Origin of the sequence: Microbacterium limosum (genome assembly GCF_036324365.1) — a bacterium.
Classification (GTDB): domain Bacteria; phylum Actinomycetota; class Actinomycetes; order Actinomycetales; family Microbacteriaceae; genus Microbacterium; species Microbacterium limosum.
The window spans coordinates 1243811-1257214 of record NZ_CP137080.1 but is presented as its reverse complement, the minus strand read 5'-3'; the positions used below and the strand labels follow the sequence as shown (position 1 = coordinate 1257214).

Sequence of the window (13404 nt, the reverse complement as noted above, 5' to 3'; positions counted from 1 at the left end):
ACGTCACGGGGGTGGCTCCACCGCGCGGATGTCGCGGAGGAGCCACCCCTGAGTTGTTCTGACGACGACGATCAGGGCGCCCGGACGGTCGCTCCCCCGGTCCGACGGATCGACGCGCAGGACGGCGACGCCGCCCAGATCGTCGAGCAGCGTCAGCTCCCTGTCGTCCTCCGCGAGATCGGCGGCTCCCCCGTCGGACGGCAACAGGGCGGGCGCCTCCGCGTAGGCGGCACAGGCGCCGCCCCGCAGGCAGGACAGACGCGTATCGAGCAGGTGGGATGTCGTCCGCACGACCTCGCCCCCGGCATCCCCCGCCCCGGGCGACGCCGGATCCGCGGGCGCACGATCCGCGTCGGCGTCGGCACCTGTGCCCGCCCCGACATCCGGCGCCGCCGACGCCGAGGCGGCGGCCGTGGGGTCGTCCCCCGAATGCGCGGTGCCCGGCTCGGGGCCGGCCGCGGCGGGCCACGCGAGGCCTCCCACGACGATGACACCGGCCACCGCCGCGGCCGCGAGCCACGGGCGGCGCAGCGCCCGTCCGAGGCGCGTCAGCGCCGTGCGCGTGTCGTCGAAGGCCGACCCCACTGCATCGCCCAGGCCCCTGTCCACATAGCGACGGAGGATGCCGCGCACGACCCCCGGCGAGGGCTCGGCCCCATCTGCGGGATGCTCCGGCCGGGCGATGACGGCGTCGAGCGCGTGCACCCGCCGGGGGACGGCGGGATCCAGGCGCAGCGCCTCTCCGTCGGCGACGGCGAACAGCACCCCCTCCAGCTCGGTCGGCGATGACGAATCCAGCGCAGACGCGACGGTTCGCAGCGACAGCGCCGCCGCCGTCCCGGCGCCGTCGGCGATGCGCTCCAGCAGCCGGGGCGTCTCGGCTTCTTCCGGCGCCTGCGACGGCAGCACTGGGACGACGACCGGGCAGCCGTCGATGGTCAGCCACCAGCGGCCGCCGTGCGCGGCGGCCGCCCGATGACCGCGGAGCAGGCCCACTGCCAGCGTGACCTGCTCGCCGGCCGTCAGCGGGACGCCGGCCCGCTCCCGTCGGTCGAGGAAGCCGTGGACGGTCTCCACGCACCACGGGAGGACGACGTCGTGGCCGTCGCGTCGGCGCACGACGTCGATCGGGCGGAGCACGTGCTCGCCCCGGGCGTCCCACCCGCGCCAACCGTCGAGCGCACGCGCGTCGACCAGATGCGCGCACTCGTCGCCGAGCCGCGCGAGGACCGCCGGGAACGGCGCCTCGGGAGGAGCCACCCGGCGCACGGCGCGCCACCCCGCGTCCAGCAGATCGGCGGTGTCAGGCGGCGAGGAGTCCACGAGCCGAGTGTGCGCGATCGCACCCGCGGCGCGGGTGGCCGACGGGCCGGCCGGTGGAAAGCCGGCGTACGCCCGCGCTGCGCAGAAGGGTGCGGGACGGACACCGCAGTCACCGCCACGTATTCTTGTCTCTATGGCAGCACGCAGCACCGCGCCCGAGAAGCGTCCCGGGTTCTTCTCGCAGATTCGCAGTCTCTACACGTTCACCCAGCAGCAGTTCCGCTTCCTTCCGTGGCTCCTGGTGGGAATCCTCGTCGTGGGCGTCGGCCTGGGCGTGCTGCTGGGCCTGCTCATCCAGCCCGTGCAGTGGTGGACCGTCCTCCTCTGGGCCATCACGGGCCTGCTGGCGGGGATCCTCGCGTCGTTGATGACGATGACCCGCCTGTCCACGAAGGCCATGTATGTGAAGCTCGACGGGATGCCGGGGGCGACCGGGCACGTGGTCTCCACGTTCCTCGGACGTGGCTGGACGGCTTCCGACACCCCCATCGGGATCAACCCGAAGACGCAGGACGCCGTGTACCGCGCTGTCGGACGCGGGGGCGTCGTGATCGTCGGCGAGGGCGCGAGGGGACGCCTCGCGCGGCTCGTGGGCGAGGAGAAGTCGAAGATCACCCGCGTCGCCCACGGCGTGCCCGTCCACGTCTTCTACGTCGGCCACGGAGAGGGCGAGGTGCCGATCAAGGACCTCGCGAAGACCGTCAAGTCGCTGCCGAAGAAGCTCGACAAGGCGACCATCGGTGCCGTGCTGAAGCGCCTGGATTCGGTCTCGCAGGGACTCGCGTCGCTTCCGATCCCCAAGGGGATCGACCCCACCAAGGTGCGGGCGCCCCGCCCTCGCTGAATCAGCCGCGCAGAAGCACGGTTCCCGCGGCCTTGTCGTGCAGGCCGCGCTGGTCGGAGTCCCACACGACGGCCGGGATGACGAGGATGAGCAGTGCGGTGCGGAGGATCGGCCGCCACAGACCGGCCCATCCGCCGCCCACGCGCTGCACCCGGAGACCGAAGATGCGGTGACCAGGGCTGCCCTGCAGCGTCGGGATGAAGAGGATCTGTGTCATCGCGAAGATCGCGAAGATCGCCAGGGGGTCGTACGCGAAGAATCCGGATATCAGGTACGAGGCGCCGTAGTCGATGAAGAGGGCGCCGACCCGCCGGCCGAGGCGAGCGATGGAGCCCGCACCCTCGCGGGGAAGACCCAGGCGGCGGCCCGGATAGTCGTCGGCGTCGGAGGTCGTCATTCGCTCAGCGTATCCAGCCCCGTGTAACATGCCGGAAACATACGTGTCACCCTCGGGCAACGCCCCCTCGGTAGGTTCCAAGGGACCCTCTGTCACGAGGGCGGCAGTACCCGAAGCCCAACCTCTGGAGTCTGAATGTTTCGCGATTCTTCCGAGGTGCTGAAGTTCATCAAGGACGAGGACGTCAAGTTCCTCGACATCCGCTTCACGGATCTCCCTGGTGTGCAGCAGCACTTCAACATCCCGGCCTCGACCGTCGATGAAGAGTTCTTCACGGTCGGTCAGCTGTTCGACGGCTCCTCGATCCGCGGCTTCGCGAACATCCACGAGTCGGACATGCAGCTGATCCCCGATGTCTCGACCGCGTACCTCGACCCCTTCCGTGAGCACAAGACGCTCATCATGGTGTTCGACATCTACAATCCGCGCAACGGCGAGATCTACGGCAAGGACCCGCGTCAGGTCGCCAAGAAGGCCGAGAAGTACCTCGCCTCCACCGGCATCGCCGACACCGCGTTCTTCGCCCCCGAGGCCGAGTTCTACATCTTCGACGACGTCCGTTACGAGGTGAAGCAGAACTCGAGCTTCTACTCCGTCGACTCCGAGGAAGGCGCCTGGAACACCGGCCGCGTCGAGGAGGGCGGGAACCTCGCCAACAAGACCCCCTACAAGGGCGGTTACTTCCCCGTCTCCCCCGTCGACAAGCAGGCAGACCTGCGTGACGACATCAGCACCAAGCTGATCGAGGCGGGCCTGGTCCTCGAGCGCGCGCACCACGAGGTGGGCACCGGCGGTCAGGCGGAGATCAACTACCGCTTCGACACGATGGTCCACGCGGCCGACGCCATCCTGAAGTTCAAGTACATCGTCAAGAACACGGCGCTCGAATGGGGCAAGGTCGCGACCTTCATGCCCAAGCCGCTCTTCGGCGACAACGGCTCGGGCATGCACACCCACCAGTCGCTCTGGAACGACGGCAAGCCGCTGTTCTACGACGAGAAGGGCTACGGCGGACTGTCCGACATCGCCCGTTGGTACATCGGCGGCATCCTCGCCCACGCTCCCGCGGTGCTCGCGTTCACCAACCCCACGCTCAACAGCTACCACCGTCTGGTCAAGGGCTTCGAGGCGCCGGTCAACCTGGTCTACTCGGCGGGCAACCGCTCGGCGGCCATCCGCATCCCGATCACGGGCACCAACCCCAAGGCGAAGCGCATCGAGTTCCGTGCGCCGGATGCCTCGGGCAACCCGTACCTGGCGTTCGCGGCTCAGCTGATGGCCGGCATCGACGGCATCAAGAACCGCATCGAGCCGCACGAGCCGGTCGACAAGGACCTGTACGAGCTTCCCCCCGAGGAGGCCAAGAACATCCCGCAGGTTCCGAACTCGCTGCTCGACTCGCTCGAGGCGCTCCGCGCCGACCACGAGTTCCTGCTCGCGGGCGGCGTCTTCACGCCCGAGCTGATCGAGACCTGGATCGAGTACAAGATCGAGAACGAGATCCAGCCCATCGCGCAGCGCCCGCACCCCTTCGAGTACGAGCTGTACTTCGGGGTCTGATTCCGGGAGGCCCTCAGAGCCACACTTCCGGTCTCTGAGCCCAGCAATTTACTGAGCCCCAGGCGGCAGTAGCCGTCTGGGGCTCAGTGTACCTCTGGACGTTTACGGACGGCTACGGGCAGTAAACGGACAGGTTTTCGGACAGCGCAGATGGCCGCTTCGACACTGGTTCCTCGCTATACATTGACGCCATAGAGTGACTCGATGCCTACGCCGCGAAGGCACATACGACGCGCGCGGGCAAGCAGAGCAGCTCACCCGGCCCCGGACGCGAGGACTTCAGCGCACTTCGATGAGCAGTAACATGAGCAGCATCAGCCATCCCGGTCTCTCCTCTTCGGTTGTCCAGGCGCTCGCTCGCCGCACGCCGAGCAGGCACGGCACCGCGTGGAACATCACTGAAGGAAGTGTGCGCTGAGCTGACTACTCGGCAGGCAGCGCCCTCACGAGCGCCTCGATAACCTGCTCGAATCGTTCGAGCGTCGCCACGGAGAGTCCCTGGATTGACCGGTCGAGGTTGCGCAGGAACACCGCGGCGACGTGGCCGTGGTTGAACTCCTTGCCGATCTTGCGCGTGATCCGCGCGACGATCCGGTCCTTGCCGGACAGGTCGGAGAGCTTGAGGCTAACGCCGTATGCCTCGTTATAGAACGCGAGGCGCTGCTGGCAACGATGACGGGCACCGTCGACCGCATCGAATCGCCCGGATGGGGAACGGGCTTGCACGATCCCGATCAGCAGCATCGGGCGCCTCTCGGCGGCGAGCTGCCGGTATTAGTCGTGGTCAGCTGGCGCGTCGGGTGAGTGCGGCGTTGACCTGCGGCACGACCTCGGTGGCGAGCAGTTCGATCGAGCGGTTGGTCAGGGCGGGGTCGATGCCGCCGAAGTCGAGTTGCATGCCGATCCGGGTGTTGGCGAAGGTGTCGTGCACGCGGAGGATCTTGTCGACGACTTCGTTCGGCGAGCCGACGAACAGGGCACCGGCGGGTGCGGCGGCTTCGTCGTAGAACGCGCGTTGCGCGGCCGGGCTGCGTTCCCCGAAGCGTTGGGCGATCACGGACATGAAGTGCGGGTACAGTTCGCGCTTGGCACGCTCGCCGTCGTCGAGGATGAGTCCGGTCGCCGAGATCCCCACCTGCAGGGCGGCGGTTTCGTGGCCGCGGCTCGCGGCGGCTTGCCGGTAGAGCTGGACCAGGGGTGCGAACCGGGCGGTGTCGCCGCCGATGATGCCGTAGACGATCGGCAACCCCAGGGCGCCGGTGCGGATCGAGGAGGCCGGGTTGCCGCCGGTGCCGACCCAGGTCGGCAGGCGCCCGGACCGGCCGGCGGTACCCTGCGCACGCGGAAGCACCCGGACCCCGTCGAGCGGGGCGTGGTATCGGCCCGACCATGTCACGACCTCGTTGGTGTCGACTGCGAGCAGCAGGGCGAGCTTCTCATCGAACAGGTCGTCGTACTCGCCCAGTGGCGCACCGAACAGGGCGAACGCCTCGGTGAAGGAGCCGCGGCCGGCGATGATCTCGGCCCGGCCGCCGCTGAGCTGGTCGAGGGTCGCGAACTGCTGGTAGACCCGCACCGGGTCTTCCGCGCTCAACACGGTCACCGCGCTGGACAGCCGGATCTGCGTGGTCAGGCTCGCGGCGGCCGCCAGCACCGTGGTGGGTGACGAGATCGCGTATTCGGGGACGTGCCGCTCGCCGAGGCCGCAGTCCCGCCTGGTCGGCCAGCACGATCTGATCGATCGTCTCCCGCAGCCGCTTCCCGACGTTCACCGCCAAGCCCGTGGCGGGGTCGAGGTACATGTCCCCGAAGCTGTAGATCCCGAACTCCATGCTCTCGCTCACGCGGCAGGTCCTTTCACGGCGTCGAGGAACAGTTCGGTCAGGCGGCAGGCGGCCCGCTCGGCCGACATCGGACCGGGGTCGGCGATCAGTGCCGCGATAGACGCGGTGAGCAGGTAGAGGTCCGGCTCGCGCACCTCGGCCCGCAACGCCCCCGCCTTGCGGGCGCGGGAGACCAGTCGCCGGGATGCCCGCACTGCCCGGGCATGGGCGTCGGCGAAGAGGGGCGAGCCCTGCATCGGGCGCAGCAGCACCCGACCGAACGCCGGGTCGGCCACCTGCATCTCGCAGAGGTCGCGGACATACTCGCAGAACGCCGCCCACGGCCGAGATGCCGCTCGCTGCGCCGCCGCTTCGATCCGGTCGGCGTGGGCGGCCATCTTCGCCTCGAACACGGCCTCCACCAGCGCGTCCCGGGTCGGGAACCGCCGGTACAGGGTCGCGATGCCCACACCGGCCGCCGCCGCGACGCTCTCCAGCGGCGCGTCGAGCCCCTCGGCGAGAAACACCGACGCCGCCGCGCACAGCAGCGCCTGCCGCCGCCGCTCCGCATCCACCCGCAGCGTCCTCTCCGGCGTTACCTCGACGACTCCGGTACCGGTCATATGCGCATGCTACTGCACCAAGTGGAGGCTAACCTCCACATCCTTGGTAAGGTGATCCGTGACGGGGCATTCGTCCCGTCGTACCCGCGACGATGGAGACCGACCGTGCGCGCTTTCGTGCTTCCCGCCTTCGACCAGGCCCCCGAGATCCGTGAGCTGCCGGTCCCCGAAACGGGCGAGGGCGAGGTGCGGGTGAGAGTGCACGCCGCCTCCGTCAACGGTTTCGATCTCGCAGTGGCGAACGGCTACCTCAACGGGGCGATGGAGCACCGCTTCCCGGTCGTGCTCGGCAGGGACTTCGCCGGCGTCGTCGACGCCGTAGGCCACGGCGTCGACGGGTATGCGGTCGGAGACCGCGTGTTCGGTGTCATCACCGGAAGCCATCTCGGCGACGGCACGTTCGCCGAGTACCTGACCGTGCCGACCACAGTGGGACTTGCCCGCATCCCGGAGTCCGTCTCGTTCGAGGACGCCGCGGCGCTCGGACTCGCCGGCGCAGCGGCCGTCGACTCGGTCGACGCCGCAGCGATCGAACCGGGCATGGTGGTGCTCGTCGCGGGTGCGACCGGTGGCGTCGGCACGCTCGCCGTGCAACTGGCCACGATCGCCGGCGCGCAGGTGATCGCCACCGCCCACACCGACCAGGAACGCGCGCACGTCACCGGCATCGGCGCGACGGGGACCGTCGACTTCACCGGCGACATCCCCGAGCAGGTGCATGCCGTCCACCCCGACGGTGTTGACGTCGTGCTGCACTTCGCCGGTGACCCCGCGCCCCTGGCGGCTGCGGTCAAGCCCGGCGGGGCATTCGTGTCCACCATCGCGCAATCGGCGGAGCAGGCCGGTTCCCCGCATGCCGCATTCACCAGTGTCTTCGCCACACCGACCACAGACACCCTGCAGCGGCTCGCGGACCATCACGCGCAGCAGCGCATCCACGTCACCATCCAGCACAACTACCGCCTCGAGGACCTCGCAGAAGCGTTCGCCCACTTCACCGCAGGCACCCTCGGCAAGCTCATCATCACCATCGACTGATCGACGCGCGAACCGGCGCTCACACGAGGCGCTGGCCAGCCCGCACACGTTCACTCAGCGCAGCATCACAGTAAGGAAGCACATGGACATCGCCGTTTGGATCGTCTCCGGACTCCTCGCCGTCGCCTACCTCGCGGCCGGCCTGATGAAGACCTTCATCGCGAAGGAGAAGCTTGTGAAGAACCTGCCGTGGACCGAGGACTACTCGGCCGGCACCGTCCGGTTCATCGGCATTGCCGAGCTCCTTGGTGCGATCGGACTGATCGTGCCCTGGCTCACCGGCATCGCACCGATCCTGACCCCGCTCGCCGCCGTCGGACTCGTCATCGTGCAAGCCCTCGCGATCCGCACCCACATCCGACGGCACGAGCAGGTGATCGCGAACATCGTCCTGCTCGTGCTCGCGCTCTTCGTCGCCGCCACCCGCTTCCTGCAGCTGGCCGGGACCCTATGAATCGCACCGCACCCCGCGTCGCGCTCATCATCGCCAGCACCCGCACGAACCGTCTCGCCGACCTCGTCGCCCCGTGGGTGCACGCCCAGCTCCAGGCGCGACCGGATCTCGAGGTCGACCTCATCGACATCCGGGAGACCACCGCCCTACCGTTCTACGACTTACCCGCCGCACCGGCCATGGCGAGACGGCACTACACGAGCGCACCGGAGCGGGCACTCGGGGAACGACTCGACGCCGCCGACGGCTTCGTGATCCTCACCAACGAATACAACCACGGCTACTCCGCCGGCCTGAAGAACGTACTCGATCACTACTTCGCCGAGTTCGAGCACAAGCCCGTCGCCTTCATCGGCTACGGCAACGTCGGCGGCTCCCGCGCCATCGAACAGCTGCGTCAGGTCGTCGCGGAACTCAACATGGTCTCCGTGCGCGAGAGCGTGCACATCCTCGGCATCCAATTCCCCGCCATCCGCGAGGGCGGCGCCACCGCACAAGCCGTCTTCGACACCCTCCATCTGCGCCTGACCGCGATGATCGATCACCTGCTGTGGTGGGCACGCGCGCTCGCGGCCGCTCGCGACGACCCCGCGAATCCGGTCGGCTGAGACGTCCGACGGCGCGTCGAGCCTCAGGACCCTGTCCGGGGGCCGTCTTCAAGCTCGGGCACGCCGCCGCCTGCACCGGCACGAACAGTGAGCGCCGCCGCACAGTCGGCGGACCGGGCCGTCGTACGGCTCCGGCCCGCCTGACACGGCAACACTCGGATCAGCTCGTGACGACCTGCGGATCCGACGGCGAGCCACCGTCCGCCTCGCCTCCCGTGAGCGCGGCCGGCGTTCCGGACGCCGCTCTCTCCCGCTTCGCCGCGCGGCGTTCCCGTCCGCCCTCGAACAGAAGGTAGAGCACCGGCACGAGGACGAGCGTGAGTGCGGTGGAGGAGATGAGCCCGCCGATCACGACGATCGCGAGGTCCTGGCTGATGAACCCGCTGGAGCCGGTGACGCCGAGCGCCATCGGGATGAGCGCGAAGATCGTCGCCAGCGCCGTCATCAAGATGGGTCGCAGTCGCTGGCGAGCACCGTTGAACACGGCGTCGGACACGCTCTGACCCTGCTTCCGATACTGGTTGACCAGATCGATGAGCACGATGGCGTTCGTGACCACGATGCCGATCAGCATGAGCATGCCGATGAGCGCCGAGATGCCGAGGGGGCGTCCGGTGATCAGCAGCAGTGCGATCGCGCCGGTGGCGGCGAACGGGATCGACACCAGCAGGATCAGCGGCTGCGCGAGCGAGCGGAACGTCGCGACCAGCAGGAGGAACACGATGGCGATCGCGACGAGCATTGCGAGTCCCAGCTGCTGGAACGACTCCTGCTGCGTCTGGGCGAGACCACCGATCGTTGCCGTGGTGCCGGACGGCATGTCGAGGTCATCGATACGGGTCTGCACCTCGGTCGTGACCGCGCCCAGCTCGCCCTCGGCGGGGGTCACCGAGATGGTGGCGACGAGGTCGCCGTCCTGGCGGGTGAGCGAGGTAGGCACCGTGACCTGCTCGACGGTGGCGAGATCGCTCAGCGGCACGAGCCCGGCCGGGGTCGGGATAGGCATCGCGGCCAGTTCGTCGACGGTCTGCGGGGCGGGGGCGGCGTCGATGAAGATGTTGTATTCCTCATCGTCGATCGTCACGTTCCCCACGCTCTGCGGCGACAGGACGCTGCCGACCATGCCGAGCAACTGGATCTCGGTGAACCCGTTCTCCAGCGCGACCGTTCGGTCGACGGTGATCTGCACGATCGGCTGCGCCGGCGCGAGGTCGCTCGAGACCTCGGTCGCGTTCGGGGTGTCCTCCAGTGCCGCATACACCTCATCGGCGGCCGCCGCCAAGTCGGACTCGTTCTCGGCGCTGACCACGACGTCGACCGAGCCGCCGAAGCCACCGCTCATCGCTGCGGCATCCGACAGACTCACCTCTCCCGGGCCATCGATCTCGGCGAGCTGGGTGCGCACCTCGTCCTGCAGCGCGGACTGGTCCACGTCGGGGTCGGTGTTGACGATGAAGGTAGCCGTGCCGCCACTGCCCCCTAGCAGCGCCGAGAAGTCACCTGCGCCGCCGCCGCTCGAGCCGGCCATGAGCATCACGTCCTCGACGCCGTCGATCTCGAGCAGGGTGTCCTCGACGTCGCGCGCGCCGTCGGAGATGGTCTCGAGGTCGGACCCGGCCGGGAAGGTCTGGGTGACCATGATCATGTTCTGGCCGGTGCTGCCCAGGAAGTCGACCTTCATGAAGGGCACGAGACCCACGGTGATCACCAGCAAGAGAGCCGAGGCGACGATTGTGATGATCGGATGCTTCTGCGTGCCGCGCAGGATCGGCTTGTAGCCGCGCTGCAGCCAGCTCTTGTGCTCCTTCTCCTCGGCGGCGACGCGCACCGCCTCGGGGTCTGCGATGCCCTTGGGGCGGCGCAGGAACCAGTACGACAGCACCGGGATGATGGTGAGCGCGACGAGCAGCGACGAGAGCATCGCGATCGTGACGGTCAGGGCGAACGGGGCGAACAGCTCGCCGACCATCCCACCGACCAGCGCGATCGGCAGGAAGACGGCCACCGTGGTGAGCGTCGACGATGTGATCGCTCCGGCCACCTCGCGCACGCCGGCGAGGATCGCGGGCACCTTCTCTTCGCCGTACGAGAGGTGTCTCTTGATGTTCTCGATGACGACGATGGAGTCGTCCACGACGCGACCGATCGCGATCGTCAGCGCCCCCAACGTCAGCATGTTCAGCGAGTAGCCGCCCAGGTTCAGCCCGATGAAGGTGACCAGCACCGAGAGCGGGATCGAGATCGCGGTGACGACGGTCGCGCGCACCGAGAGCAAGAAGACGAGGATCACGATGATCGCGAACAGCAGGCCCAAAAGACCCTCGATGGCCAGGTGCTGGATCGACTCCTCGATGAACGGCGCCTGGTCGAACACGATGGTCAGCTCAAGCCCCGGGATCTCGTCGGTCAGCTCGGTGATCGCGTCGCCGACGGCGTGAGAGATCGCGACGACGTCGCCACCCTGGTTCGCGGTGATCGAGATCGACAGCGCCTCTTCGCCGTTCATGCGGGTGATCGAGGTCTGATCCTCGGTGACGAGCTCGACATCGGCCACATCGCCGATGGTCACGACCGTGCCCGGCTGGGTCTGGCTCGCCATCGGCAGGGCGCTGATGTCGTCGGTGGACGCGACGGGAGTGCCGCCCTGCACCGGCATCAGTTCGCCGTTCTCGGTGACCGAGCCGAGCGGGAGGGTCATCCCGTTTGCTTCGAGGGTCTGCGAGATCGCCATCGCGCTCAGCCCGTTCGCCGCGAGGGCGGCCTGGTCGGGAGTGATGACCACGCGCTCCACGGCACCGCCGGACACGGCAGCCGAGCGGACACCTTCGATGGCCTCCAGGCGTGGCACCACGGTGTCCGAGAGCGTCGCCGACAGCTCAGTGAGATCCTCGTCCGACGAGGACGCCGTCATGAAGATGACAGGGATGTCGGCAGTGCTACCCGAGACGAGGTTGGGCTCGGCGCCGCTCGGCAGATTCGCCGAGATCGACGCCAGCGCCTGCTCCACCGAGGCACGGAACTCGTCGGCACCCGTCCCGTACGCGTACGCGATCGAGACCATCGACATGCTCGACGACGACGTGGCGACGACCTGCTCGACATCGTCCATGTCGGCGATCGCCTCCGAAATGGGCACACTGACCTGCTGATCCATCACCTCGGGACTCGCGCCGGGCACGACCGTCACGACAGTGGTCTGCGGCAGCTCGAGCGAGGGAATCAGCTCCTGCCGGAGCTGGGTCATCGAGAAGACGCCGAACGCGGCGATCAGAAGCGTGACGAGCGCGACTAGAGTGCGATTCGCCAGGCTGAATCGGGCAAGACGGAACAAAGGACACCACCGATGAGTCAAAGGAAGAAGAGGGAGCAGGAGACCGCGAGAAGGTTTGCCTCACGCGAAGCTTAGCCCAACGCTACGTACTCGATTCTGTGCTCTTACTGAGAAGCGCAGACTACTCTCGGAACGTGGACATCGATCAGCAGGCCGAGCGCGAAGCGCTGCTCGACGAGCTGATCAGGGTCCAGGACGAACTCGAGAACTCCTTCGTGCCCGAGATGCTCGAGCCAATGCTCTCCCTGAACCTCACGATGCAGCAGTTCAAGGTGCTCGCGATCCTCATGACCGAGCCCGACGGCAGCACGGTGCAGGCATTGGCGAAGACCGTCGGCGTCGCGCTGGCGACGATGTCGGGAATCGTCGATCGGCTCGAATCGCACGGGATGATCGAGCGCACCCCCGACCCGAAGGATCAGCGCGTCCGCCGAGTGAGAGCCACGCCCGCAGGCCGTCAGACCGTGCAGCGGCTGCTGGCAGTCCGACCCGAGCTCAGCCGTACACCTTTGAACCGCCTCGCCATCGAGGATCTGCGCGCACTCACCCAAGGCATCCGCGCGCTGCTGCGAGTGATGCAGGAAAATCCGGCCGGGTAGGTCCCCGGCGAGCCCGAGATTCGGCGATCCCCCAGGAGCGCTGACTCGAACCTGGTCGAGAGCGCGATGACGTCGCGAGCCGCGGAAGTCGCACGGGCAGATCGGCGCGTGAACCCTCGCGCGCGGGGCATCGTGTCCCTGATAACCCTGGTGGTGGGCTCGCTACGTTCATGACAACTCTCGTGAGACAGATCGCTCCGCCCATGCAGCAACTCGGATGAGAAAACCCCAGGTCAGCATCCTCGCGACCTGACAAGTGGCGTGAGATCCGACAGCACGCAAAGATGCTGCGCTGGTTCCGGTACCGCGAGCGCGTCAGGCGCGCGACGAGGTGAGCAGCGGGGCGTCCTCGCTGATTGCGTAACCCGTCGACTCACGCTCGGCGAGTCGACGGTCACGCCGCTCGGCGACGCGCGCCCGGATCAGGACGATCATCGTGATCGGCCCGTTGACGAGGAACTTCAGCGCGTTCCAGATGAAGAGCAGCACCAGCAGGTTCAGCCAGCCCGGCCCGCCGTCGGCGATCCAGACGGTCAAAAGCCATGCGCCGAGCAGGTACGGCACAGCGATGAGCATGGCGGGCACGCCCCACTTCAGGCCGCGTCGCGTCCGCAGCGCGTCGAGCAGGATGTTCGTTGGCATGTACGTCCGCAGGAACAGCCGAACCCGGATGCTGAGATTCCAGAGCAGTCGGAACATGATGTCCGCCTCCTGAGAGGGTGCGTAGCTCCGCCGAGGAGGTAGATCATGTGGTGAGCGTCCCGAGGGGACCGTCGCAAGCGACCTAGAAATCGTGGCTACTAC

Annotated in this window: 13 protein-coding genes; 6 read left to right on the top strand and 7 right to left on the bottom strand. The window is 68.0% G+C overall.

Translation table 11 applies throughout. The features are described 5' to 3' along the window. Nucleotides 1-3: 3 nt before the first annotated feature. Nucleotides 4-1323, bottom strand: coding sequence for a hypothetical protein (locus tag RYJ27_RS06090; RefSeq protein WP_330171824.1), 1320 nt, complete (start codon nucleotides 1321-1323; stop codon nucleotides 4-6). Nucleotides 1324-1456: 133 nt separating this feature from the next. Here RYJ27_RS06090 and RYJ27_RS06085 point away from each other — a divergent pair, with 133 nt between their 5' ends. Beyond that, nucleotides 1457-2167 carry a DUF4191 family protein gene (locus tag RYJ27_RS06085; protein WP_330171823.1) on the top strand — a complete coding sequence of 237 codons (711 nt, stop codon included), beginning with the start codon at nucleotides 1457-1459 and terminating at the stop codon, nucleotides 2165-2167. 1 nt (nucleotide 2168) lies between these two features. Here the strand turns inward: RYJ27_RS06085 and RYJ27_RS06080 are convergent, their stop codons facing one another. After that, on the bottom strand, nucleotides 2169-2564 hold the full coding sequence (locus RYJ27_RS06080) for an RDD family protein (protein WP_330171822.1): 396 nt from the start codon (nucleotides 2562-2564) through the stop codon (nucleotides 2169-2171). A 135-nt stretch (nucleotides 2565-2699) separates the two neighbouring features. Here RYJ27_RS06080 and glnA point away from each other — a divergent pair, with 135 nt between their 5' ends. Next, nucleotides 2700-4124 (top strand): type I glutamate--ammonia ligase, encoded by a 1425-nt coding sequence (gene glnA, locus RYJ27_RS06075; protein WP_330171821.1) that lies wholly within the window; start codon nucleotides 2700-2702, stop codon nucleotides 4122-4124. Nucleotides 4125-4547: 423 nt separating this feature from the next. On the opposite strand, the gene RYJ27_RS06070 is transcribed toward glnA, so the two are convergent. The 3 genes from RYJ27_RS06070 to RYJ27_RS06060 all read right to left on the bottom strand — a co-directional run bounded on the left by RYJ27_RS06070 (nucleotide 4548) and on the right by RYJ27_RS06060 (nucleotide 6570). Then, nucleotides 4548-4868, bottom strand: coding sequence for a hypothetical protein (locus RYJ27_RS06070; protein WP_330171820.1), 321 nt, complete (start codon nucleotides 4866-4868; stop codon nucleotides 4548-4550). 40 nt (nucleotides 4869-4908) lie between these two features. Beyond that, nucleotides 4909-5862 (bottom strand): LLM class flavin-dependent oxidoreductase, encoded by a 954-nt coding sequence (locus RYJ27_RS06065; protein ID WP_330172002.1) that lies wholly within the window; start codon nucleotides 5860-5862, stop codon nucleotides 4909-4911. A gap of 102 nt (nucleotides 5863-5964) precedes the next feature. Further along, on the bottom strand, nucleotides 5965-6570 hold the full coding sequence (locus RYJ27_RS06060; RefSeq protein ID WP_330171819.1) for a TetR/AcrR family transcriptional regulator: 606 nt from the start codon (nucleotides 6568-6570) through the stop codon (nucleotides 5965-5967). A 105-nt stretch (nucleotides 6571-6675) separates the two neighbouring features. Between RYJ27_RS06060 and RYJ27_RS06055 the strand changes: the two genes are divergently transcribed. The 3 genes from RYJ27_RS06055 to RYJ27_RS06045 all read left to right on the top strand — a co-directional run bounded on the left by RYJ27_RS06055 (nucleotide 6676) and on the right by RYJ27_RS06045 (nucleotide 8670). Then, nucleotides 6676-7608: an NADP-dependent oxidoreductase gene (locus RYJ27_RS06055; RefSeq protein WP_330171818.1), complete on the top strand. Its 933-nt coding sequence runs from the start codon at nucleotides 6676-6678 to the stop codon at nucleotides 7606-7608. Between the two features lie 82 nt (nucleotides 7609-7690). Then, nucleotides 7691-8062, top strand: coding sequence for a DoxX family protein (locus RYJ27_RS06050; RefSeq protein ID WP_330171817.1), 372 nt, complete (start codon nucleotides 7691-7693; stop codon nucleotides 8060-8062). Further along, nucleotides 8059-8670, top strand: coding sequence for an NADPH-dependent FMN reductase (locus RYJ27_RS06045; RefSeq protein ID WP_330171816.1), 612 nt, complete (start codon nucleotides 8059-8061; stop codon nucleotides 8668-8670). The genes RYJ27_RS06050 and RYJ27_RS06045 overlap by 4 nt, the downstream gene beginning before the upstream one ends. Before the next feature lie 160 nt (nucleotides 8671-8830). On the opposite strand, the gene RYJ27_RS06040 is transcribed toward RYJ27_RS06045, so the two are convergent. Continuing rightward, nucleotides 8831-12001 (bottom strand): efflux RND transporter permease subunit, encoded by a 3171-nt coding sequence (locus RYJ27_RS06040; protein ID WP_330171815.1) that lies wholly within the window; start codon nucleotides 11999-12001, stop codon nucleotides 8831-8833. Nucleotides 12002-12135: 134 nt separating this feature from the next. On the opposite strand from RYJ27_RS06040, the gene RYJ27_RS06035 reads away from it, so the two are divergent. Further along, complete coding sequence (locus RYJ27_RS06035) at nucleotides 12136-12600, top strand: MarR family winged helix-turn-helix transcriptional regulator (protein ID WP_330171814.1); 465 nt, start codon at nucleotides 12136-12138, stop codon at nucleotides 12598-12600. Between the two features lie 315 nt (nucleotides 12601-12915). Here the strand turns inward: RYJ27_RS06035 and RYJ27_RS06030 are convergent, their stop codons facing one another. After that, entirely contained in the window at nucleotides 12916-13299 is a 384-nt protein-coding gene (locus RYJ27_RS06030; protein WP_330171813.1) for a sulfate permease, read from the bottom strand. Nucleotides 13300-13404 lie beyond the last annotated feature (105 nt).

What these genes read in the sequence shown, in the direction of transcription:
- RYJ27_RS06080 (WP_330171822.1), bottom strand. Translation starts at nt 2,564, where the DNA reads ATGACGACCTCCGACGCCGACGACTATCCGGGCCGCCGCCTGGGTCTT.
- RYJ27_RS06030 (WP_330171813.1), bottom strand. Translation starts at nt 13,299, where the DNA reads ATGTTCCGACTGCTCTGGAATCTCAGCATCCGGGTTCGGCTGTTCCTG.
- RYJ27_RS06050 (WP_330171817.1), top strand. Translation starts at nt 7,691, where the DNA reads ATGGACATCGCCGTTTGGATCGTCTCCGGACTCCTCGCCGTCGCCTAC.
- glnA (WP_330171821.1), top strand. Translation starts at nt 2,700, where the DNA reads ATGTTTCGCGATTCTTCCGAGGTGCTGAAGTTCATCAAGGACGAGGAC.
- RYJ27_RS06045 (WP_330171816.1), top strand. Translation starts at nt 8,059, where the DNA reads ATGAATCGCACCGCACCCCGCGTCGCGCTCATCATCGCCAGCACCCGC.
- RYJ27_RS06070 (WP_330171820.1), bottom strand. Translation starts at nt 4,868, where the DNA reads ATGCTGCTGATCGGGATCGTGCAAGCCCGTTCCCCATCCGGGCGATTC.
- RYJ27_RS06085 (WP_330171823.1), top strand. Translation starts at nt 1,457, where the DNA reads ATGGCAGCACGCAGCACCGCGCCCGAGAAGCGTCCCGGGTTCTTCTCG.
- RYJ27_RS06060 (WP_330171819.1), bottom strand. Translation starts at nt 6,570, where the DNA reads ATGACCGGTACCGGAGTCGTCGAGGTAACGCCGGAGAGGACGCTGCGG.